The organism is Methylobacterium frigidaeris (assembly GCF_022179185.1).
In the GTDB taxonomy this organism is placed as follows: Bacteria; Pseudomonadota; Alphaproteobacteria; order Rhizobiales; family Beijerinckiaceae; genus Methylobacterium; species Methylobacterium frigidaeris.
Genome location: NZ_BPQJ01000001.1, coordinates 72,528 through 93,725 on the forward strand (window position 1 = coordinate 72,528; position 21,198 = coordinate 93,725).

At 72.4% G+C, this 21,198-nt stretch carries 18 protein-coding genes; 9 read left to right on the forward strand and 9 right to left on the reverse strand.

The window, feature by feature from the left end; genetic code table 11:
• Window positions 1-66 precede the first annotated feature (66 nt).
• Window positions 67-1,443 (reverse strand): flagellar protein export ATPase FliI, encoded by a 1,377-nt coding sequence (fliI, locus tag MFF64_RS00385; protein WP_099908738.1) that lies wholly within the window; start codon window positions 1,441-1,443, stop codon window positions 67-69.
• A 433-nt stretch (window positions 1,444-1,876) separates the two neighbouring features.
• On the opposite strand from fliI, the gene ctrA reads away from it, so the two are divergent.
• Entirely contained in the window at window positions 1,877-2,578 is a 702-nt protein-coding gene (gene ctrA / locus MFF64_RS00390) for a response regulator transcription factor CtrA (RefSeq protein ID WP_099908737.1), read from the forward strand.
• Window positions 2,579-3,192: 614 nt separating this feature from the next.
• Here the strand turns inward: ctrA and MFF64_RS00395 are convergent.
• From MFF64_RS00395 to chpT, 6 genes are all read right to left on the reverse strand, one after another.
• Window positions 3,193-4,086 carry a CheR family methyltransferase gene (locus MFF64_RS00395; protein ID WP_099908736.1) on the reverse strand — a complete coding sequence of 298 codons (894 nt, stop codon included), beginning with the start codon at window positions 4,084-4,086 and terminating at the stop codon, window positions 3,193-3,195.
• A gap of 40 nt (window positions 4,087-4,126) precedes the next feature.
• The gene (locus MFF64_RS00400) at window positions 4,127-5,314 is read right to left on the reverse strand and encodes a protein-glutamate methylesterase/protein-glutamine glutaminase (RefSeq protein ID WP_099908735.1); all 1,188 of its coding nucleotides are present in this window, start codon (window positions 5,312-5,314) and stop codon (window positions 4,127-4,129) included.
• 131 nt (window positions 5,315-5,445) lie between these two features.
• On the reverse strand, window positions 5,446-5,811 hold the full coding sequence (locus tag MFF64_RS00405; RefSeq protein ID WP_099908734.1) for a response regulator: 366 nt from the start codon (window positions 5,809-5,811) through the stop codon (window positions 5,446-5,448).
• Window positions 5,812-5,827: 16 nt separating this feature from the next.
• A complete protein-coding gene (locus MFF64_RS00410; RefSeq protein WP_099908733.1) occupies window positions 5,828-6,328 on the reverse strand; it encodes a chemotaxis protein CheW in 501 nt (166 codons plus the stop codon).
• An 82-nt stretch (window positions 6,329-6,410) separates the two neighbouring features.
• On the reverse strand, window positions 6,411-9,170 hold the full coding sequence (locus MFF64_RS00415; protein WP_099908732.1) for a hybrid sensor histidine kinase/response regulator: 2,760 nt from the start codon (window positions 9,168-9,170) through the stop codon (window positions 6,411-6,413).
• Between the two features lie 181 nt (window positions 9,171-9,351).
• Window positions 9,352-10,035 (reverse strand): histidine phosphotransferase ChpT, encoded by a 684-nt coding sequence (gene chpT / locus MFF64_RS00420; RefSeq protein WP_099908731.1) that lies wholly within the window; start codon window positions 10,033-10,035, stop codon window positions 9,352-9,354.
• Window positions 10,036-10,199: 164 nt separating this feature from the next.
• Here chpT and MFF64_RS00425 point away from each other — a divergent pair, with 164 nt between their 5' ends.
• Complete coding sequence (locus MFF64_RS00425; RefSeq protein WP_425324430.1) at window positions 10,200-11,063, forward strand: 3'(2'),5'-bisphosphate nucleotidase CysQ family protein; 864 nt, start codon at window positions 10,200-10,202, stop codon at window positions 11,061-11,063.
• A 22-nt stretch (window positions 11,064-11,085) separates the two neighbouring features.
• On the opposite strand, the gene MFF64_RS00430 is transcribed toward MFF64_RS00425, so the two are convergent.
• Window positions 11,086-11,568 carry a YHS domain-containing (seleno)protein gene (locus tag MFF64_RS00430; RefSeq protein WP_099908730.1) on the reverse strand — a complete coding sequence of 161 codons (483 nt, stop codon included), beginning with the start codon at window positions 11,566-11,568 and terminating at the stop codon, window positions 11,086-11,088.
• A 102-nt stretch (window positions 11,569-11,670) separates the two neighbouring features.
• Between MFF64_RS00430 and MFF64_RS00435 the strand changes: the two genes are divergently transcribed.
• The 3 genes from MFF64_RS00435 (at window position 11,671) to MFF64_RS00445 (ending at window position 13,886) form a co-directional block, all read left to right on the forward strand.
• The gene (locus MFF64_RS00435; RefSeq protein WP_425324429.1) at window positions 11,671-12,333 is read left to right on the forward strand and encodes a DUF1134 domain-containing protein; all 663 of its coding nucleotides are present in this window, start codon (window positions 11,671-11,673) and stop codon (window positions 12,331-12,333) included.
• 151 nt (window positions 12,334-12,484) lie between these two features.
• Window positions 12,485-13,372 (forward strand): coiled-coil domain-containing protein, encoded by an 888-nt coding sequence (locus tag MFF64_RS00440; RefSeq protein ID WP_238189097.1) that lies wholly within the window; start codon window positions 12,485-12,487, stop codon window positions 13,370-13,372.
• A gap of 268 nt (window positions 13,373-13,640) precedes the next feature.
• Window positions 13,641-13,886: a 3',5'-cyclic-nucleotide phosphodiesterase gene (locus tag MFF64_RS00445; RefSeq protein ID WP_099908642.1), complete on the forward strand. Its 246-nt coding sequence runs from the start codon at window positions 13,641-13,643 to the stop codon at window positions 13,884-13,886.
• A 22-nt stretch (window positions 13,887-13,908) separates the two neighbouring features.
• Here the strand turns inward: MFF64_RS00445 and MFF64_RS00450 are convergent, their stop codons facing one another.
• The gene (locus MFF64_RS00450) at window positions 13,909-16,017 is read right to left on the reverse strand and encodes a hybrid sensor histidine kinase/response regulator family protein (RefSeq protein WP_099908644.1); all 2,109 of its coding nucleotides are present in this window, start codon (window positions 16,015-16,017) and stop codon (window positions 13,909-13,911) included.
• 321 nt (window positions 16,018-16,338) lie between these two features.
• Here MFF64_RS00450 and lptM point away from each other — a divergent pair, with 321 nt between their 5' ends.
• From lptM to MFF64_RS00470, 4 genes are all read left to right on the forward strand, one after another.
• Entirely contained in the window at window positions 16,339-16,689 is a 351-nt protein-coding gene (gene lptM / locus MFF64_RS00455) for an LPS translocon maturation chaperone LptM (RefSeq protein ID WP_238189099.1), read from the forward strand.
• A 120-nt stretch (window positions 16,690-16,809) separates the two neighbouring features.
• Window positions 16,810-18,081, forward strand: coding sequence for a diaminopimelate decarboxylase (gene lysA, locus MFF64_RS00460; protein WP_099908647.1), 1,272 nt, complete (start codon window positions 16,810-16,812; stop codon window positions 18,079-18,081).
• A 100-nt stretch (window positions 18,082-18,181) separates the two neighbouring features.
• Complete coding sequence (locus tag MFF64_RS00465; protein WP_133123738.1) at window positions 18,182-18,394, forward strand: hypothetical protein; 213 nt, start codon at window positions 18,182-18,184, stop codon at window positions 18,392-18,394.
• Between the two features lie 86 nt (window positions 18,395-18,480).
• Window positions 18,481-21,102: a TIGR02302 family protein gene (locus MFF64_RS00470; RefSeq protein WP_099908651.1), complete on the forward strand. Its 2,622-nt coding sequence runs from the start codon at window positions 18,481-18,483 to the stop codon at window positions 21,100-21,102.
• The last annotated feature ends 96 nt before the right edge of the window (window positions 21,103-21,198 follow it).

Sequence of the window (21,198 nt, forward strand, 5' to 3'; positions counted from 1 at the left end):
GCGGCCGAGCTTCGAGCCCGCCACGCGCCGTCATGCGGCCGCGTCAGCGGACCGCGCGACCGGCCCTCACGGCTCGCCGACGATCGCGGCGAGGCGTTCGTAACCCTCGCGGATGGAGGTTGCTTCTTCCTTACCCTGCCCCAGAAAAGCCTCCAGATCCGGCATCAGGCCGATCGCCTCGTCGACCTCCGGCGAGCTGCCTGGGCGGTAGGCGCCGAGGCGGATCAGCTCCTCCATGTCGGCATAGGTCGAGAGCACCCGGCGGGCGCGGCGCACCACCGGCAGGAATTCCGGCTCGCAGGCGCGCGGCATGGTGCGGGAGACCGAGCGCAGCACGTTGATCGCCGGGTAGCGCCCGCGCTCGGCGATCGCCCGCTCCATCACGATGTGCCCGTCGAGGATGCCCCGGACTGCGTCGGCGACCGGCTCGTTGTGGTCGTCGCCCTCGACCAGCACGGTGAACAGGCCGGTGATCGCCCCGTCCCCGGTCCCGGGCCCGGCCCGCTCGAGGAGGCGCGGCAATTCGGAGAAGACGGTGGGCGTGTAGCCCTTGGCGGTCGGCGGCTCGCCGGCGGCGAGCCCGATGTCGCGCTGGGCCATGGCGAAGCGGGTGATCGAATCGACCATGCACAGCACCTGCGCGCCCTCGTCGCGAAAGTGCTCGGCCAGCGCGAAGGTGACGTAGGCGGCGTTGCGGCGCATCAGCGCCGGCTCGTCGGAGGTGGCGACCACCACGACCGAGCGGGCGAGGCCCTCCTCCCCGAGGTCGTCCTGGAGGAATTCCTGCACCTCGCGGCCGCGCTCGCCGACGAGGCCGATCACCGCGACGTCGGCTGCGGTGTAGCGCGCCAGCATCGAGAGCAGCACCGACTTGCCGACGCCGGAGCCGGCGAAGATGCCCATGCGCTGGCCGGCGCACATCGTCAGGAAGGTGTTGATGCAGCGCACCCCGAGATCGAGCGGCGGGCCGACCCGGCGCCGGGCATGGGCGGGCGGGGGATCGGCCTGAAGGCCGTAGGCGACCGGTCCGGCCGGCAGCGGCCCCTTGCCGTCGATCGGGCGGCCGAGCGCGTCGACGACCCGGCCGAGCCAGGCGCGGCTCGGGCGGATCGCGCCGGCTCCTTCCGCCCGCACCCGGGCCGGGCAGCCCCGGCGCACGCCCTGGAGCGAGCCGAACGGCATCGCCAGCGCGTGGGGCCCGGAGAAGCCGATGATCTCGCAGGGAACGGCGGTGCCGGCGGCCTCGTTCACCACGACGTCGAGCCGGCCGCCGAGGCGCATCGCCGCCACGGGGCCGGCGATCTCGATCAGGAGGCCGCGCACCGCCACCACCCGGCCGAAGGTCTCGACCTCCTCGATCCCCGCGAGGGCGGCGCGGGCGACCCCGAAGCGTCCTGCCCCGGGTCCGGGCCCGCCCCTCGACCCGCTCCCGGACCCGCTCATGGCACCATCCTGTTGATACGAGGCCGTTTCCCGAACCGTGACGCTGCCATTGCCGGATTCCATCAACGATCCATTTACCCCTCTCCTTAACACTGAGGCAGATGGGATCCGCGGCGGGTGCCCGGAGGTTCTCCGGGGGCGTGGCGCGGGCGCAACATCAGGGGCAGGCCTCAATGATGCGAGTCATTTAGGCAGCCCTGCAGGGGCGAGATGCAGGTAAGCTATCGCGATTCGGCCGGAACGGAACGCCAACCCGTAAGGGGCCGGCCCGTCGGGCGGTTTCCTAACCGCTTGCGGGACCGGAGCAGGGTTTGTTAACCGTTCGGGCATAGCGTCGCGGTTCGGAAGATAACGGGCGTCACCCACGGGCCGGTGGGAGACGGGCGGCGGGGGCTTGCCTTAACCCTTGAGGGCCAGGGCTTGGGGACCTGAGATGCGGGTACTTCTGATCGAGGACGACAGCGCCACGGCGCAGAGCATCGAGCTGATGCTCAAGTCCGAGAACTTCAACACCTATACGACCGACCTCGGCGAGGAGGGTGTCGATCTCGGCAAGCTGTACGATTACGACATCATCTTGCTCGACTTGAACCTGCCCGACATGTCGGGCTACGAGGTTCTGCGCTCGCTGCGGGTGGCGAAGGTCAAGACCCCGATCCTGATCCTCTCCGGCATGGCCGGCATCGAGGACAAGGTGAAGGGCCTCGGCTTCGGAGCCGATGATTACCTCACCAAACCTTTCCACAAAGATGAACTGGTCGCGAGAATCCACGCGATCGTGCGCCGGTCGAAGGGCCACGCGCAGTCGGTGATCACCACCGGCGACCTGATCGTGAACCTCGACCAGAAGACCGTCGAGGTGTCGGGCGCCCGGGTGCACCTCACCGGCAAGGAGTACCAGATGCTGGAGCTCCTCAGCCTGCGCAAGGGCACCACGCTGACCAAGGAGATGTTCCTGAACCATCTCTACGGCGGCATGGACGAGCCCGAGCTGAAGATCATCGACGTGTTCATCTGCAAGCTTCGCAAGAAGCTGGCGAATGCCAGCCAGGGCAAGAACTACATCGAGACGGTCTGGGGCCGCGGCTACGTGCTGCGCGAGCCGACCGAGGACGAGGGTCGCATCGCGGTCTGACGGCCGGGCCGCTCGGGTCCGGACGGACGAAAGAACCCCGCTCCGGCGGGGTTTTTTCGTTGGGGACGTGGGTATTGTCGGGGGCTGGATCGCCGGCGCGGGGCTCAGCGCGCGAGGCGCCGGAGTACCGGACGTTGCCCCGGTCCCATGTGGCGAGTTGGCGAGCGAAGCGGCGAATGATGGCTCGGGCGGCGACCCGGGCGTGACCCGGAAGATCCTGCGGGATCGGGCATCGCCGATCTCAGGGGCCTGCGGACAGGGTTCGAACGCTCCTCGTCATCCCGCGGCCGCGCAACGGAACCTGGCATGACGTGGCGTGTGTCAACTCGGCTGAGGCGAATCCAATGGGCTCTGAACCTCGGGGGGATGTCGGGCTCCGGGCTTCGGGGCGCCGCCCGGGACCGCCAGCATCCTCCCCCGCCCGCCTTGCGCAGGGCTGTGGCGGTGGAGAGGTCGGAGCGCGGCTCTGCTCGGCCGCCCGAACGGGACAGGCAGCGGGCCGCATGCCCGCGGCGGCCCCATCGGCCCCTGGAGAGAGGCCGACGAAAACCCGCGCACGGGGTCGGGCGATAGCGCCCCGCACCCCAGCTTGCCCCCGTACCGGGACCAGCGCCTCAGCGCACCGCCCAGCGCAGGCTGGCCACTGCCGCGGCGGCCGTCGGGGTCGCCGGCATCCCGGCGCTCGGGCTCGCTCCCGCCTTGGCGTGGCGGTACAGACCGCGATGCTCGGGGTCGGGCATCAACGATTCAGTGATGCCGATCACCGTCTCGGCGGCGCCGAGCAGCACAGCGCCATCCGGAGCGAGCTGGTCGGAGATGCGGCGCAGCACGTCGGCCTTGGTCGCCGTGTCGAAGTAGATCAGCACGTTGCGGCAATAGACGATGTCGAAGGTACCGAGCTGCTCGAACGGTTGCAGCAGGTTGAGCGGTCGGAAATCGATCATCTGGCGCAGCGGTTCCGCGATGCGCCACTGCTCACCCACCTGGGTGAAATGCTTGAGCATCAGCTGCACGGGCAGGCCGCGCTGGACCTCGAACTGGTTGTAGAGGCCGAGCTTGGCCTTCTCCAGCACCTCGGTCGAGAGATCGGTGGCGACGATCTCGACCCGCCAACCGGCGAGCCGCGGCGCCGCCTCGGCCAGCAGCATCGCCAGCGAGTACGGCTCCTGCCCCGTCGAGGCGGCGGCGCACCAGATCCGGAGGCGGCGCTGGCCAGCCCGGGCCGCGAGCGCGCCCGGCAGCAGCACGTCGCGGAAGAGGTCGAACGGCGTGCGGTCGCGGAAGAAGAAGGTCTCGTTGGTGGTCATCGCCTCCACCACTGCGCGCTCGATGGCGCCGTCGCGGGCGAGCCGCAGGCAGCCGATCAGCTCGGTCAGCCCGGCGAGGTTGAAGCGCCGGCAGACCGGCGACAGGCGGCTCTCGACCAGGTAGCGCTTCTCCGCCGTGAGGGCGAGGCCGGAGCGCTGCTTGAGGTAGCCGCGGAGGAAATCGAACTCGGTCTCGGTCATCGACGCGGCATCCTCCCCCGGATCCGTGGCAGGAAGCTCATCAGTGGCCGGGGCCGGCGATGGCGGTGCGCAGGGCCGGGCCGATGGCCGGCAGCGGCAGGATCTCGTGGGCGTAGCCGGCCCGCACCAGGCTGCCAGGCATACCCCAGACGGTCGAGGTCGCCTCGTCCTGGGCGAGCATGACCCCGCCGGCCTCGACCAGGGCCTTGGCGCCCTTGGTGCCGTCCGAGCCCATGCCGGTGAGCACCACCGACAGGGTGGCGGCGCCGTAGACCTCGGCCGCGTCGCGGAACATCACGTCCACCGCCGGCCGGCAGAAATTGACCGGCGGGCCGTCGTTGAGCTGGATCACCGCCTCGGTCGCGGTGCCGGACAGGCCCATGTGGCGCCCGCCGGGGGCGACGTAGACGACGCCCGGGCGCACCGGCTCGCCGTGCTTGGCCTCCGCCGCCGGAAGGCCGATCCGGGCGCCGAGATGCTCGGCGAAGACGGCGGTGAAGACCGGCGGCATGTGCTGGACGATCAGGATCGGCAGGCGCCGCAAGGTCGCGGCGCCGATGCCCTCGAGCATCTCCCCCACCGCCCGCGGTCCGCCGGTCGACGCGCCGACGAGCAGGCAGCGCGGCGGGCTGGTGCGCAAGGGGCGCGGGCGCACGCTCACCGGCGCGGCGGCCGGGCGTGGGGCCGGGGCCGGCGCGGCGACCGCCGCCGGGCGCTCGGGCAGCCCGGCCGAGCCGGGCCGCTCGGAGAGCGCCGGCGGGCGCGCCCGCGGCCGGTTGCGCAGGTCGGCCCCGAGCATCCGGATCTTCTGGACCAGGTCCTCGCGAAAGCTCGCCTGGGTGGTGACGCCGCGGTTGCCCTCGGGCTTGGGCAGGTAGTCGATGGCGCCGAGCGCCAGGCAGCGCAGGGAGATCTCCGCGTTGCGCTGGGTCAGGGTCGACATCATCACGACCTGGAGCCCGGGGCGCTTGGCGAGCATCCTGGGCAGCGCCTGCGTACCGTCGAGCTCCGGCATCTCGATGTCGAGGAGCACGATGTCGGGCTGGACCCGGTCGAGGGCGTCGAGCGCGATGCGGCCGTTCGAGGCGGTGCCGACGATCTCGCATCCGGCCTCCTCGAGCCAGCGCGAGACCAGGCCGCGGACCACGACGGAATCGTCGGCGACGAGGACGCGGATGCGCGGTCCGGCGCTCGGGGACGGGGTGGAGGGCGCGGCGGATGCGGCCATGGCGTGTCTCGGTGGGCGCGCCGCGGGGCGGGCCGGGGGATCGGGCTCCGGTGCAAAGCCGGGGCGTCTCGGGGCATCTTGGATGTTGGCGCGAGCCGGCCTGTCGGGCGCGGCTCACGGTGCGGCGGGTCTCAGGCGAGGCCCACCGCCTGGAGCTTGGCGGTCATGATGTCCTTGTCGAAGGGCTTCATGATGTACTCGTCGGCGCCGGCATGCAGCGCCCGGGCGATCGACGCGACGTCGTTCTCGATGGTGCAGAACAGCACCTTCGGGTGATCGCCCTCGGGCAGCCGACGCACTGCGCGCAGGACGTCGTATCCGTCCATGTGGGGCATGTTCCAGTCGAGCAGGACGGCGTCCGGCATGGCCGACCGGCACTGCTCGACCGCCTGGCGGCCGTCCTCGGCTTCCGCCACCTGGAAGCCGAGGCCTTCGATGATCCGGCGCGCCACCTTGCGGATCACCGCCGAGTCGTCGACGATCAGGAAGGTTCTCATCCGGCCGTCCCCGGACTCACGCCGCGCTCGCCGTCTGGCGCTCGTCGCCGAAGGCGAGGACCGCCTCGACGTCGAGGATGATCAGCAGGCGGCCGTCGAGGCGGTGCACCCCGCGCGAGACCGCGCGCCAGCGGTTGTCGAGATGGACCGGGTTCGGCTCGTAGGTGTCGGCGGCGAGCTTCATCACCTCACCGACCTGGTCGACGAGCAGGCCGTAGGCCTCGCCGCCATGCTCCAGGCCCACCGCCATGTTGCGGCCGTCGCCGGTGCGGTCGGGCAGGCCGAGGCGCCGGCGCAGGCAGAGCGCCGTGACGACGCGGCCGCGCAGGTTGAGCAGGCCCTTGATCTCCGGCGGCGCCAGCGGGACGTCGGTCAGGTTGGTGGCGATGAAGACGTCGTGCACCCGGTCGATCGGCAGGCCGAACAGCTCGTCGCCGAGGAGGACCGTGACGTAGTCGGTGGTCTCGCCGGCGGAGGGCGCGGGAGTGCCGGCGGTGTTGGTGTTGGCGGCCATCATGGGCGGGACTCGCGGCGATGTGAGGGCGTGGCGGGCGGGCTCTGGCGCCCGGACGCCGAAGCGTCCGGGCATCGGCGGGCTGTCAGGCCGCGGCGTCGAGGGGGGCGCTGGTGATCTCGTTGACGGCCGCCACCAGGCCGGAGCGGTCGAACTTCGCCACGCAATCGGCGACCCCGAGTGCCCGGGCGCGGGCGAGCGAGTCCGGCGCCATCGTGCCGGCGAGCGCCACCACCGGCATCGCCGCGAGCCGGCCGCCGCCCTTGCGCATCGCCTCGATCAGGTCGAACCCTGAGCGGCCCGGCATCTCGAGGTCGCAGACCACGAGGTCGAAGCGGGCTTCGCCGCCGAGGTGGCGCAGGGCATCCTCGGCATCGCCTGCCTGCGTCACGCGGAAGCCTGCCGCCTTCAGCACCGGGGTCAGCATCTCGCGGAAGAAGGCCGAGTCGTCGACGAGGAGCAGGCTCGGCGCCTTCGGGACCGCGCGGTGCGTCGCCTGGCCCCAATCGTCGTGGGCGAGCGGGAGGTAATGGGCGATGTTGACGATCTCGGTCGCCCGGTTCCGCACCACGGCCGAGCCAATCAGGTCGGAACGCTCGGTGACGAGTTCGACGTCCAGCACCTCGTCGACGATGTCGACGATCTCGTCGACCACGAGGCCCATCGAGCGCTCGCCGTCGGAGAACACCACCAGGGCCTGGGCGCCCTCGCGCTTCAGCGCCTGCGCCGGATCGGCCGGGACGAGCGGCATCAGGCGGCCGCGGTACTGGATCAGCGGACGCCCGCCGACCCACTCGATCTTGCCTGCGTCGATCTCCTCGAGGCGCGTGACCAGGGACAGCGGGACCGCCTTGAGCGAGTCGCCGCCGCCCTTGAACACCAGGAGCGTCACCGCCTGATCGGCGCCGGTCTCCTCGGCCTCGGCCTCGTTCTCGCCGGGCTGGCCGCTCGCCGTGCCGGAGCCGACCATCTTGGCGACCCCGTTGGGGTCGATGATCAGCACCACCGCCCCGTCGCCGAGGATCGTGTTGCCCGAGAACAGCGGGATGTGCCGCAGCTTGGAGGACATCGGCTTCACGACGATCTCCTCCGTGTGGAAGACGCCGTCGACCAGGATGCCGAAGCGCTGGCGCCCGACCTGGCTCACCACCACGAAGCCCTCGTCGCCGGACGCCGGGGCGTCGGGCGCGTCGAGGCCGAGCATGCCGGCGACCGGCACGATCGGCAGCAGGCGGTCGCGCAGGCGCAGGACCGGCGAGCCGTTGATGCGCTCGACAGCGTGGTCGGTGCCGGGCTGTACCCGGACCAGTTCCAGCACCGAGACCTGCGGGATCGCGAAGCGCTGCTCGCGGGCCGAGACGATCAACGCCGCCACGATCGCCAGCGTCAGCGGGATCTTGATCGTGAAGGTGGTGCCGCGGCCGAGCTGGGTCTGGATGTCGATCGTGCCGCCGATCAGCTCGATGTTGGTCTTCACCACGTCCATGCCGACGCCGCGGCCGGAGACCGAGGTGACCGCCTTGGCGGTGGAGAAGCCGGCATGGAAGATGAACTTCGCCACCTGGGCGTCGGTCATCCGCTCGACTTCGGCCTCGGTCGCGACGCCACGCTCCACCGCCTTGCGGCGGATCGCCTGCAGGTCGAGGCCCTTGCCGTCGTCGGCGATCTCGATCGTGATCGTCCCGCCCTCGTGGAAGGCGTTGAGGCGGATCGTCCCCTTCTCGGGCTTGCCGGCCGACTTGCGCTCCGCCCCCGACTCGATGCCGTGATCGGCCGAGTTGCGCACCATGTGGGTGAGCGGGTCCTTGATGACTTCGAGGACCTGGCGGTCCAGCTCGGTCTCGGCGCCCTGCATCACCAGGTCGATCTTCTTGCCGAGTTCCGACGAGAGGTCGCGCACCACCCGCGGCAGCTTCTGCCAGGCCGAGCCGATCGGCTGCATGCGGGTCTTCATCACCCCTTCCTGCAGCTCGGCGGTGACGTGGGAGAGGCGCTGCAGCGGCACCTTGTAATTGCCGTCCTCGTGCCGGCGGGCGATCTCGAGGAGCTGGTTGCGGGTCAGCACCAGCTCGGACACCATCGTCATCAGGTGCTCGAGGGTGTCGACGTTCACGCGGATCGTCTGCACCTTGCTGACCGGGCCGCTCTCGGTCTCGGCGGTGGGCTGCTCGGCCCGCACGGGCTCGGGGCGTGCCGGCTCAGGCCGGCGGGCCTCGACCGGCGCCGGCGCGGGGGAGGCAGCCTCCTGACGGACGGGCTCTTGCCGGACCGCTTCCAGGCGCACGGGCTCGGGGGCCGGCACGGGCGCAGGCGCCTCGAACTCGGCCTCGGGACCAGGGGTGTCGCGGAAGGCGCGCTCGAGGTCGTCGAGGGAAACCTCGCCGGGCTTCAGGGCTCGCTCGAGCACCTGGAGCACCAGGCTGCCGGAGGTCGCCGGCGCGGCGACGGGCACCGGCTCGGGCGCCGGGACCGGCTCCTCGGACATGCGCTCGAGGGCGCCGATCAGGTCCTCGTCGATGCCGGCGGGCTCCGCGGCGGTGCGCTCCAGCTCGGCCACGATCAACTTGATCCGGTCGAGAGTCTGCAGGATCAGGCTCACGGCCGGGCTCGTCACCGGCATTCCGTCGCGGAACTTGCCCATCAGGGTCTCGGCCGCGTGCGCCAGCGCCTCGAGGCGGGGCAGGCCGAGGAAGCCGCAAGTGCCCTTGATGGTGTGAACCAGCCGGAAGATATTCCGCAGGATCGTCTGGTTGTTCGGATCCTGCTCGAACCGGACGAGCTCGAGGTCGACAGTGTCCAGGTGCTCGCCTGTCTCTGTCAGGAACTCACGCAACAAATCGTCCATCGCGGCCACTCGTCGATCCACGCAGGATCTCTGCGCCGAGTCACGCTGCCACGGGAGCCTTTATGATCCGTTGCCGGAAATCCTCACACCGTCCCGGGGCCGGTCGTCAGGCCCGCTGGAACCGGGGAAAACCCTCGGGGGCGGAAGAAAAAACGGCCCGCCCCGAGGATCGGCCGCAGGGTTAGATGCCGTTAGAGTCGGACTCGACGTCGCCCTGAGCCGGCGCGGCGGGCTCGGCCCGGATCGTGACCGTGTCGCCCTCGATCGAGAATCGCACGCCCATCTCGGCGGCCCGGGCGACCAGGCCGGCATAGAACGGCTGGATCGCGTGGGCGTCGACGGTGCCGCTCGCCGGCGCGCCGGCGATCAGCGCCTCGACATGGGGCGGAATGCGGGCATAGGCGCCCTTGGCGGTCAGCACGAAGACCGGCGCCTCGGCCTCGCCGGTGACCGCGACGTCGATGACGCCGCCGCGGGGGATCGCCGTCACGGCGATGACCACGAGGTTCAGCAGCAGCTTGACCTTGTTCTTCGGGAACAGCGCCCGCGGCGCGCTCCAGGACAGCTGGGTCTTGTCGTCGCCGAACATGCCGCGGGCGACGTTCTCGGCATCGGCAAGGTCGATGCTGGCCCCCGCCGAGCCCGCCGCCCCGAAGGCGATGCGGGCGAATTGCAGCCGGGCCGAAGCCTGCCTGGCGCTCTTGCGGATCAGGTCGAGGGCGAAGTCGCGCATCTCGGCGCTGTCCTCGTCCTCGAGCACCTCGAGGCCGTTCACGATGGCGCCGACCGGGCTGATGACGTCGTGGCAGACCCGCGAGCAGAGCAGCGCCGAGAGGTCGAGGGCGTCGAGGGTGACGGTGGTCATGGGCGCGCTCCGCGGGGCCGGCAGATGGTGTCGAATCGCGGCGGCTCCCGCCACGGTTTGCCGGCACGGATAGCCGCCGCCGGCCGGTTTGAAAAGGCGATCGCGCGCACCGCCCCTCAACCGGATCGATCGACAAACGCGCCGGCGCCGGGCATGACGGCGGCATGATGCCTACCTCTGCGCCCGTCCTGTCCCTCGACCGCCCGCCCGGACCCGCCGAGCGCGAGGCCGTCGCATTCCGCCTCGCCGAGATCGCCTGTGCGGCTGGAGTGATCCTGCGGCAGCACGAGCTCGGCGGCTGCCGCCATCACCTCAAGGCGGATGGCTCGCCGACGAGCCAGGCCGACCTCGCCGCCGAGGCGCAGATCGTCGCCGCCCTGTCCGAGACCTGGCCCGGCATCCCGGTGATCGCCGAGGAGACCGCCGCCGAGGCCGCACCGGCCGCCCTGTTCTTCCTCGTCGATCCCCTGGACGGCACCAAGGATTTCCTCAAGGGCACCGGCGAGTACACGGTCAACATCGCGCTCATCGCCGGCGAGCGGCCGGTCGCGGCGGCGCTCGCCGCACCCGCCCTCGGCCGGGTCTGGGCCGCCGGGGACCGCGCCGTCGAGGCGTCGGTCACCGAGGGGCGGCCGGGCGCCTTCGGACCGGTCTCGGCGCGGCGCGTCCCGGCGGAGGGGATGACGGCCCTCGTCAGCCGCAGCCACGGCGAGGCGGCGGACGAGGCCTGCCTCGCCGCATTGCCGGTCGGCCGTCGGCACGGGGTCTCCTCCGCCCTCAAGTTCGGGCTCCTCGCCTGCGGCGAGGGCGACGTCTATGTCCGGTGCGGCCCGACGATGGAGTGGGACACGGCCGCGGGCGACCACATCCTGACCCAGGCCGGCGGCTGCCTCGTCGGCCCGGACGGTCGGCCCTTCGGCTACGGCCGCCGGCCCGGCCAATATCGCAACGGCCCGTTCGCGGCCTTCGGCGATCCGACCTTCGCCGGTCGCGTGTCTCTGCCGGCGACGTGCCCGGAGCGGGCCTGAGAATCGCCGCAAGCGGACCGCCTCAGCCGCCGATCGCGGCGTCGGGCCGCAGGATCGGCCAGCGCGCCTCCGCGGCGTCGATGAGCGTCGTGTCGGCCCGCGCGCGCCGCTCGGCGTCGCGGAACAGGTAGAGCCGGTCGTCGCGCAGAGCCGCCACGAGGGGATCGGCCTCGACGAGCCGGCCGGCGGCCACGCCCTCCGGATCGAGGCCGCCGAGGCGCGGGGCATAGGCCTCGGGCGCCCGCGCGAAGGCGCCGCGATTGGCCGCGGAGGCGAAGCGCCAGACCAGGCCCGACCAGGCGAATTCATGCGCCTCCACGCCGGCCTGCGGCGTGGATCCGAGCCGGTAGGAGACCGGATCGAAGCCGCGCAGGGCCAGCGCGGTCAGGGGATCGGCGGCGTAGAGGCCCGGCACGCCGAGCGGCGTCTCGCCGCGGGCCGGGCCGACGGCCGCGAGGGGCAGGAGCGACAGCACGCCGCGCCGCGTTAACCGGATCTTACCCATATTCGCAGCATCTGTGGCATCCCGCCGCCCGTCCGCGCCGGATCCTGCGGTCTCAACGCCCCGGGATCGGCCAAGACCTCTTAAAGCCGGGATGCCTAACGAATGCCCTCAGCCTCCTCCGTCTCTTCGGATCGGCAGAAATCCGGCTCCGCCTTTCGGGCTCGGCAGACTTCCGGGGTGTCGCGCCGGCGCGCCGTCGCGGCTCTCCTCCTCGCCGCTTCCGCGCTGCTTGCCGGCCCGCCCGGCCCCGCCGCGGCGCAGGCGCGCGGCTCCGGCGACCCCGGCACCTTCCAGCCGCGGGAGATCATCGATTCGGGACACCAGTTCTTCGGCTCGGTGTCGCGCGGCCTCGCCCTGACGGTGCAGGAGGCGACCCGCCGCTGGGGCGAGCCCAACGGCTACATCCTCGGCCAGGAGGCCTCCGGCGCCATCATCGGCGGCGTGCGATTCGGCGAGGGCACGCTGTTCACCCGCAATGCCGGCCAGCGCAAGGTGTTCTGGCAGGGCCCATCCCTTGGCTTCGACGTCGGCGGCGACGGTGCCCGCAGCATGATGCTGGTCTACAACCTGCCGCGGGTGAACGCGCTCTATCGCCGCTTCGTCGGCATGGACGGCTCGGCCTACGTCGTCGGCGGCTTCGGCATGTCGGCGGTCACCGCCGACGACATCGTGGTGGTGCCGATCCGCGCCGGGGTCGGCGCGCGCTTCGGGATCAATGTCGGCTACCTCAAATTCACCGATTCGCCGACCTGGAACCCGTTCTGAGGGAACCGGTCGCGCACGGCCGCGCTGGTCCTGGCGGCCGTCCCGTGGCAGGGTCCGGCCGCGCCGCCCGCGCCAGAGGCACGGGACGCGCCGATCGTGTCCACCGTCCGCGCGGGGCTGTCCGCCCGGACGCCGAGAGAGTGTCGACCGGGTGATCGAGTCCCTGATGTTCGCGGCGCTGGGGTTCCTCGCCGCCAGCCTGTGCGCCCTGCTGATCCTGCCGGCGCTCAACGCCCGGGCCGAGCGCCTGACGCGGCGCCGGCTCGAGGCGCTCTACCCAATGTCGATCGTCGAGCTGACCGCCGAGAAGGACCATCTGCGGGCCGAGTTCGCCGTGCGCGAGCGCCAGCTCGAGCGCCGGGTCGAGGAGGCACAGGCCGCCCGCCGGGCCGAGATGGAGGAGATGGGCCGGCGCACCGTGCGCATCGGCATGCTCACCCAGGAGATCGAGCGCCGGGACGCGCATCTCGCCGCGATCGAGCAGGACCTCGCCGCAGCGCGCGGCAACCTCGCCCAGGTCCAGGGCGAGCTGGCCGAGGCCCGTACCGCCCGCGCCGCCGCCGAGGAGGCGATGCGGGCGCTGGAAGGCCCCTACCAGCGGGCGCTCGCCGAGCTCGCGTCCCTGCGCGGCGAGGTCGAGGCGAGCCGCAGCGGCCAAGCCGAGGCCGAAGCGGCCCGCGGCGTCGCCGAGGAGCGGGTGCGGGCGGCCCGCGGACAGGTCGCTGCGGCGGGCGAGAGCGTCGCCAGCGCTGCCCGCGAGCAGATCCAGGCCCTCGAGGACGCGCTCGCCGACCTCACCACCCGCCACGCCGCCGAGGTCGAGGCGGACCGGGCCGAGATCGCGCGGCTGCAGCAGGCTCTGCGAGAGATGTCGCGAGCGACGGCGTCCCCGCCCCTCTCCGCCGAGATCACCGCGCAGAACGCCGCCCTGGAGCGCCGGATCGCCGAGGTGGCCGACGCCCTGATGCAGGCCCAGGGCCGGTCCGAACCGCGCCTGCCGCAGGCGACGCCGCTGCCGACGCCCGCCGCGGCCGGATGATCCACAGGGGGTGATGCGAAGGCGGTGTGCTCGACGGCACATCCCTGCCCGCCCGGCACCCGCGCGACTGCGCCGCGCCGCCTCGGACACAGTACGGAAACGCAGCGCAAGTAGCTGACCAGGTTGAGCTTTTCCGCACCGGGCAGCGCTCCCCGCAGCCCGCGGCCGGTGCCCTGCTGGCACCTGCCCTGCCCCACGGCCCTTGTCAGGCTGAGGGTTTCGGGCCATGTCGCTGCCACCTCCCACGCTCTGCAAGGCTTCGACAGACATGATGCTCAGGCCGATGTCGCTCGCTCTCCTGACTGCCGGCAGCCTGATGGTCCTCGCCGGACCGGCCCTGGCTCAGCGGGACGACCCCAACCTGAAGAAGTACTGCACCGGCGACTACATGACCTATTGCGGCAACCTGCCGCCGGACAGCCCCGAGGTCGACCGCTGCTTCGAGAAGAACATGAAGAAGATTTCGGTCAACTGCAAGAAGGCGATCGACTACTACGAGCAGACCCACAAGTAAGCGGCCTGCCAGCAGGCCTGTCTCACGCCGAGGCCTCGGCCCGGCTCGCGGCATCAAGGGCTTCGGCCAGCGCCTCGATGGTGAAGGGCTTGCGCAACACCGTCTCGCCGGGCGCCGGGCGGGGACCTTCCTGCTCGTCGTCCCGAGGATGGCCGGTGGCGAAGATCACCCGCAGGTCGGGCCGCCGCCGCCGCGCCTCGGCCGCGAGCGTCGGCCCGTCGATGCCCGGCATCACCACGTCGGTGAACAGCACCGCCACGTCCCGCTCGCTCTCGAGGGCGGCGAGCGCCGCCGCCCCGTCCGGCGCCGTCACGGTGCGGTAGCCGAGTTCGCCGATCGTCTCGGCGCTGGCGAGCCGCACCGCGGCGTCGTCCTCCACCACCAGCACCGTCTGCCGGACCCGGCCGGGCGACGCGGCCGCAAGGCGCGACCGGCCCGAGGTTTCGGCCGGGACCCCGTCCGCGCTCACCGGTAGCGTCAGCTCGATGGCGGTGCCCTGGCCCGGCACGCTGTCGATGCGCACGCGCCCGCCCGACTGGGTGACGAAGCCGTAGACCTGGCTCAAGCCGAGCCCCGTGCCCCGCCCCTGCGGCTTGGTGGTGAAGAACGGTTCGAAGGCGCGGGCCACCACGTCGGGCGGCATGCCGGTGCCGGTATCCCGCACCGTGACGGACACGGCCTTCGTGCCGTCGTCGAGGGTGCCGTGGGCGGTCTCGAGGGAGAGCCGGCCGCCGCCCGGCATCGCGTCGCGGGCATTCACCGCGAGGTTCAGGATCGCGTTCTCGAGCTGGTTCTGGTCGACGAAGATCGCCGGCGGATCGGGCATCAGCCGGGTCTCGACCCGGACGGTCTCGCCCAGCGTGCGCCGCAGGAGGTCGATCATGCCGCCGACGAGGCGGTTCGGGTCGGTCGGCCGCGGCTCGAGGGGCTGCTGGCGGGCGAAGGCGAGGAGCCGGTGGGTGAGCTTGGCCGCCCGGTCGGTCCCGTCGAGGGCGCCGGCGATGAAGCGGCCGACATCGGTGTCGCCCCGGGCAATGCGGCGCTGCACCAGCTCGAGGGAGCCGGTGATGACCGCGAGCAGGTTGTTGAAGTCGTGGGCGATGCCCCCCGTCAGCTGGCCCACCGCCTCCATCTTCTGCGACTGGCGCAGCTGGCTCTCGGCGGCCAGCCGCTGGGCGTGTTCCCGCTTGAGATCGGCGAGCGCCTGCTGCTCGGCCCGGGCCCGGGCCAGCGCCAGCCAGGCCATCAGCACCAGGGTCAGGGCCGAGACGGTGGCGACGAGGCCGTAGACCCGCAGGTTGTCGTACCAGCGGTCGAGGGCGATCACGGTCTCGACCGAGAAGGCGACCTCGACCGGATAGTCGCCGATGCGGCGCCAGGCATAGAGCCGCTCGGCCTCGCCCGGCGGGGTGCCGGTGGCCGCGCCCCCCTGTGGCCGGGCGCGGATCGCCCGCAGCAACGGATCGCCCGGGGCCAGCCGCTCGTCGACCTCCGGGCCCGGCGGCTCGCGCACCAGGATGGCGCCGTCGGCGCGCAGCAGCATCGCCCGGTGGTCGGTCGGGGCGGCGATCTCGGCGTAGAAGCGGGCGAAGTACTCGGTGCCGAGCGCGATCACGATCACGCCGTCGAAGCGCCCGTCATCGGTCGAGCGCCGGCGGCTGACCATGAAGGCGGTGGTGCCGTCGGCCTCGCGCATCGCGGGGCTGACATAGATGCCGATGTCGCGCGGGACATGGACCGAGAACACGTCCCGGGCCGCGAGGTCGCGGCCGAGATCGGCCTCGCGGCTCGAGGCCTGGATCCGCCCCTGCGGGTCGACCACCCAGACCGCCCGCGCCTGGGCGAGGGGCGCCTTCAGGCTCGCCAGGAAGCCGCCGGTGGCGGGCGCGGCGATCTGGCTCCAGCTGCGGTCGAAGACGTAATCGTCGACCCGGTCCATCGCCAGCTCGGCGGTGTCGAACACCTTCGAGGCGTGCTCGTGCATCACCGCCGCGGTGCGCACCACGGCGCTGTCCTCTTCCCGCAGGACCTCGGCCCGGTTCCACCACGCCGCGCCCACCAGGACGACGCACGGCACCAGGAAAGCCGCGGCGACGAGGAGCTGGTGCAGCCGCACCGTCGAAAGGCTCACGGGACACTCACAAACGCGACGGAAGCCGACGCGACGATCGGCGGAAAGCTTAACCGTTCGTTAACGGATTGGCGAGCGAAACGATCGCCGCTCCGCTGCCCCATCGCTGCCTCCCGGCGTGGCGGTGTGTCGCCCGGGCATCGACGGCCGCCCGGACCGGGCGGTCGCCGCACTCTTCCGACCGCCCTTCCAACGCCGCCTTAACGGCCACGCTCGAATGCCGCGCAACCGCCCCGCAAAGGCTGTGAGCGCTGGGCTCGCCTCGCGGGATGCGGACCGCTATGGTGCCGCCGCCACGCTTGAGTTTCTCGGATCCCGCCCGTGTTCCGTCCCCGTACCCTCGTCCTCCTCGGCCTGATCGCCCTTTCGGCCGCTGCCTGCGGCCGGCGCGGCCCGCTCGAGCCGCCGCCCGCGGCGGCCCCGGCCGTCCAGCCGCAAGCGGGTGGCAATGCAGCGACGGCCCGGCCGAGGACCGGAGCTGCCGAGGTCAACACCCTGCCGGCCGGCGTCGGGCTCTCGGCGGGCGCTTCCGCGCCCGACCCCGATGACGAGCTGCCCTCGGCCGCCGTCGCCGCGCCGACCGGGATCCCGGCCCCGACCGAATCCTCCTCGCGCCGACGCAAGGGCTACGTGATCCCCAAGGAGCCCTTCCCCCTCGATCCGCTGCTGTGACGGCGGGCGGAAGCGGGAGGGTGCAAAGGCCGGCCGGTTTCGTGTAGAGGGCGGCGTCTCGCGCGCGCATCAGGCGCGCGGCAGCGCCCGCACGTCGGTCATCTCCCAGGCACCCTCGCCATGCACCATTTCACCTACCGCGACGGCGTGCTCCACGCCGAGGACGTCGACCTGGCACGGCTCGCGGGCGCGGTCGGCACCCCGTTCTACTGCTACGCCTCCGCCACCCTGGAGCGGCACTACCGGGTCTTCGCCGAGGCCTTCTCGGGCGACGACGCCCTCGTCTGCTACGCCATGAAGGCGAACTCGAACCAGGCGGTGCTCGCCACCCTGGCGCGCCTCGGCGCCGGCATGGACATCGTGTCCGAGGGCGAGCTGCGCCGGGCGCTCGCCGCCGGGGTGCCGGGCGAGCGGATCGTGTTCTCCGGCGTCGGCAAGACCGAGGGCGAGATGGCGGCGGCACTGGATGCCCGCATCCTGTGCTTCAACGTCGAGAGCGAGCCGGAGCTGGAGCAGCTGTCGCGCGTCGCCGCCGCCAGGGGCGCGACGGCGCCGGTCTCGATCCGGGTCAACCCGGACGTCGATGCCCGCACCCACGCCAAGATCTCGACGGGCAAGTCCGAGAACAAGTTCGGCATCCCGATCTCGCGCGCCCGCGAGGTCTACGACCGGGCGGCCCGCCTGCCGGGGCTGTCGCTCGTCGGCGTCGACATGCATATCGGCAGCCAGATCACCGATCTCGCGCCCTACGACAACGCCGCCGCCCTGCTCTGCGGCCTCGCCCGCGACCTGATGGCGGCGGGCCACAAGCTCCACCACGTCGATTTCGGCGGCGGCCTCGGCATTCCCTACCGGGACGACAACGCGCCTCCCCCGGACCCAGCCGCCTTCGCGGCGGTGCTGCGACCGCATTTCCGGCCGCTCGGCCTCAAGCCCGTGTTCGAGATCGGCCGGATGATCGCCGGCAATGCCGGAGTGCTGGTGACGCGGGTCCTCTACGTGAAGCACGGCGAGGGCCGCACCTTCGTGATCGTCGACGCGGCGATGAACGACCTGATCCGCCCGACGCTCTACGAGGCCTACCACGCCCTGCGTCCGGTGGCCGAGCCGAAGCCCGATGCCGCCCGCCTCACCGCCGACGTGGTCGGCCCGGTCTGCGAGAGCGGCGATTACCTGGCGCTCGCCCGCGAGATGCCGGAGGTGAAGCCCGGCGACCTGATCGCCGTGATGTCCGCCGGCGCCTACGGCGCGGTGCAGTCCTGTACCTACAACACCCGGCCCCTGGTGCCCGAGGTGCTGGTGCGCGGACCCGACCACGCGGTGATCCGGCCGCGGCCGTCCTACGAGGAGCTGATCGGGCTCGACCGGGTGCCGGAGTGGCTCGCGGCCTGAACGCGCCCCGCGCCGATCGCTAAAATGCGAGAGAATTTCCGAACGAGGCGGCCAGTCCTGGCGGGCTAACGTCCCGGCATGTGATCCGGGAGGAGCTGACGTGATGGCGCCCCAAGGCAATCTTCAAGGCAATCTTCTCGCCCGCGCAGAGGCCGTGGTCGAGCGTGCGTTCCGCATCGCCGCGGAGCACCGGGCGACCCTGGCCCAGGCCCGCAGCGCCGTTCAGCCCCTGCGCGAGGCGGCGGCGCGGCAGAGCGGGGGCGTGCCGCACCTCCTCGACGCGGACCGACCGCGGAAGGACCGGTCGGCCTGAGCCGATTTGACCCGCTGGCCCGGCCGGGCCGGCATGCTAGCCTGCCGTCTTCGCCCGTCCCCGGACGGGGCCAGCGGGAGCAGGGCATGAGCAAGGCCGAGCCGGACACCGCGCAGCGCACCCCCGCCCCGGAGGGCCGGGCCGATCCGGTGCGCGCCGGGCTCGACCGGCTGGTGATCCGCGCCGGGCGGGTGACGCTGTGGGAGCAGGCCTGGCCGATCCTGTGGCGCGGCCTCGCGGTGGTGCTGGTTTTCCTCGCCGCGTCGTGGTTCGGGCTGTGGCTCGATGCCGGGCCGGCCCTGCGCATGGCCGGGGTGGCGCTCTTCGGCCTCGCCGTCGTGGCCGTGCTGCTGCCGCTCGTCCGCCTGCGTCGAATCGCCCGGACCCAGGCGCTCGCGCGGATCGACCGCGATGCCGGCCTGACCCACCGCCCGGCCCGGACCCTCGAGGACTCGCTCGCCCTCGGCCAGGACGATCCCGGCACCCGGGCCCTCTGGGCCCTGCACCGCAGCCGCGCCGCTGCGACGCTGGCGCGCCTGAAAGTCTCCGGCCCGCGGCCCGGGATGGCCCGGCGCGACCCCTACGCGTTGCGCGCCGGCGCGATCGTCGCGGCCGTGGCCGGCGCCTTCGTGGCGGGACCGGAAGCCGGCGAGCGCCTGCGCGCCGCCTTCGACTGGCGCGGGCCCGTGGCGGCCGCGCCCTCGTTCCGGGTCGACGGCTGGATCGACCCGCCGCTCTACACCCGCATGCCGCCGCTCATCGTCACCCTGTCGGACGCGGGCCAGCGCCTGCGCGCACCGGTGAACTCGACCCTCGTCGTGCGCATCGCCGGTGCCTCCGACGCGACGGTGACGCCGGGCGCGGGGCTGAAGCGCCTGCCTGCCACCGCACCGGCCCGGCCCGACCTGCGCGAGGAGCGCTTCACGCTCACCGGCGGCACTGCCGAAGTTTCGGTGCAGACGGGCTTTGCCAGCACGCACCGCCTCACGGTCGAGACCATCCCCGACCGGCCGCCGGAGATCGCCTTCGCGGGCACGCCGGAGACCAACGGGCGCGGCACCTTCACCCTGGCCTACCGGGCCAAGGACGATTACGGCCTGGCTTCCGCGGAGGGCCTCGTCGAGCCGCAGGCGAAGGGGCGCAGCCTGGTGCCGCCGCCGCGCCTGGCCCTGAGCCTGCCGTCCGACGCGCAGGGGACCAGCGACACCCGCACCCTGATCGACCTCACCGACAATCCATGGGCCGGCGCCAAGGTGCTGCTGACCCTGGTGGCCAAGGACGAGGCGGGCCAGGAGGGGCGCTCCGCCCCCCTCGCCTTCACCCTGCCGGGCCGGTTCTTCACCAAGCCCCTGGCCCGCTCGCTGGCCGAGGAGCGCCGCCGCCTCGTCCTCGATCCGGACGGGAGCCGAGCCCGGGTCGAGACCTCCCTCGATGCGCTGCTGATCGCGCCGGAGCGGTTCACGCCGCAATGGGGCGTCTTCCTCGGCCTCAAGGAGGCGTCCCGCCGCCTGCGCGCGGCGAAGACCGACGAGGCCCTGACCGAGGTCGCCGACCTTCTCTGGACCATGGCGCTGCAGATCGAGGAGGGCGACCTCTCCGACGCCGAGAAGGCTCTGCGCGCCGCCCAGGACCGGCTCAAGGACGCCCTCGACCGCGGCGCCTCCGACCAGGAGATCGCCAAGCTCGCCGAGGAGCTGCGCCAGGCGATGGACCGCTTCCTGAAGGAATTCGCCCAGCGCCAGCAGCAGAATCCGCAGAATCCCGGGCAGCAGAACCAGCAGGCCGACCGCACGGTGACGCCGGACGACCTCTCGAAGATGCTAGACCAGATGCAGGAGGCGATGAAGCGCGGCGACGTGGCGGAGGCCCAGCGCCTGCTCGACCAGCTCCGCGGCATCCTCGAGAACCTGCAGACCGCCCAGCCCAACTCGCGCATGAGCGATCCGACCGCCCGCGAGATGAACCGCCAGATGCAGGACCTCGAGGCGATGGCGCGCGAGCAGCAGGGCCTGCGCGACGAGACCTTCCGCCAGGGCCAGGAGCGCCGCTTCGGCAATCGCGGTCAGCCGCAGCAGCCGGGCCAGCAAGGGCAGCAGCGCCAGCAGGGGCAACGCGGCCAGCAGGGCCAGCGCGGCGGCGAGCCCCAGGGTCAGGACGGCCAGCAGCAGGGTCAGCGTGGACAGCAGGGCGAGAAGCAAGGAGGTCTCGGCGACCGCCAGCAGGCCCTGCGCCAGCGCCTGGAGGACCTGCAGCGGCGGATGAAGGAACTCGGCATGCAGGGCGAGCAGGGGCTGTCCGACGCCGAGCAGGCGATGCGCGAGGCCGAGAACGCGATCGGCCAGGGCCAGGACGGCTCCGCCGTCGATGCCCAGGGCCGCGCCCTCGAAGGCCTGCAGCGCGGCGCGCAAGGAATGGCCCAGCAGATGCAGCAGATGGGCCAGGAGGGCGAGGGCCAGCAGGCCGACGGACAGCAGGGCCAGGGCAACCCCAACCAGCCCGGCCGTCAGGGCGCCCGCGACAACGACCCCCTCGGCCGCCCGACCCGCAGCCGCGACTTCTCCGACGGCCGCGTGCGCGTGCCCACCGCCGAGGAATCCGGCGTGGAGCGGGCCCGCCGCATCCTGGAGGAGCTGCGCCGCAAGCTCGGCGACCCGAGCCGGCCGGCGGAAGAGCTCGACTATTTCGAGCGGCTGCTGCGGCGGAACTGACGCACGAGTCCAGACACGAATACGGCGCGATCCCGGTCGGGATCGCGCCGTATTCGTGTCGCGGGTCGATGAGAGGTCCGATCGGCGAGGCGACCG

Coding starts and splice junctions, on each gene's coding strand:
- MFF64_RS00410 (WP_099908733.1), bottom strand. CDS start 6,328: ATGATGGCCGCCAACACCAACACCGCCGGCACTCCCGCGCCCTCCGCC.
- ctrA (WP_099908737.1), top strand. CDS start 1,877: ATGCGGGTACTTCTGATCGAGGACGACAGCGCCACGGCGCAGAGCATC.
- MFF64_RS00415 (WP_099908732.1), bottom strand. CDS start 9,170: ATGGACGATTTGTTGCGTGAGTTCCTGACAGAGACAGGCGAGCACCTG.
- MFF64_RS00430 (WP_099908730.1), bottom strand. CDS start 11,568: ATGGGTAAGATCCGGTTAACGCGGCGCGGCGTGCTGTCGCTCCTGCCC.
- lysA (WP_099908647.1), top strand. CDS start 16,810: ATGCACCATTTCACCTACCGCGACGGCGTGCTCCACGCCGAGGACGTC.
- chpT (WP_099908731.1), bottom strand. CDS start 10,035: ATGACCACCGTCACCCTCGACGCCCTCGACCTCTCGGCGCTGCTCTGC.
- MFF64_RS00435 (WP_425324429.1), top strand. CDS start 11,671: ATGCCCTCAGCCTCCTCCGTCTCTTCGGATCGGCAGAAATCCGGCTCC.
- MFF64_RS00400 (WP_099908735.1), bottom strand. CDS start 5,314: ATGGCCGCATCCGCCGCGCCCTCCACCCCGTCCCCGAGCGCCGGACCG.
- MFF64_RS00405 (WP_099908734.1), bottom strand. CDS start 5,811: ATGAGAACCTTCCTGATCGTCGACGACTCGGCGGTGATCCGCAAGGTG.
- MFF64_RS00425 (WP_425324430.1), top strand. CDS start 10,200: ATGATGCCTACCTCTGCGCCCGTCCTGTCCCTCGACCGCCCGCCCGGA.
- MFF64_RS00395 (WP_099908736.1), bottom strand. CDS start 4,086: ATGACCGAGACCGAGTTCGATTTCCTCCGCGGCTACCTCAAGCAGCGC.
- fliI (WP_099908738.1), bottom strand. CDS start 1,443: ATGAGCGGGTCCGGGAGCGGGTCGAGGGGCGGGCCCGGACCCGGGGCA.
- MFF64_RS00445 (WP_099908642.1), top strand. CDS start 13,641: ATGATGCTCAGGCCGATGTCGCTCGCTCTCCTGACTGCCGGCAGCCTG.
- MFF64_RS00470 (WP_099908651.1), top strand. CDS start 18,481: ATGAGCAAGGCCGAGCCGGACACCGCGCAGCGCACCCCCGCCCCGGAG.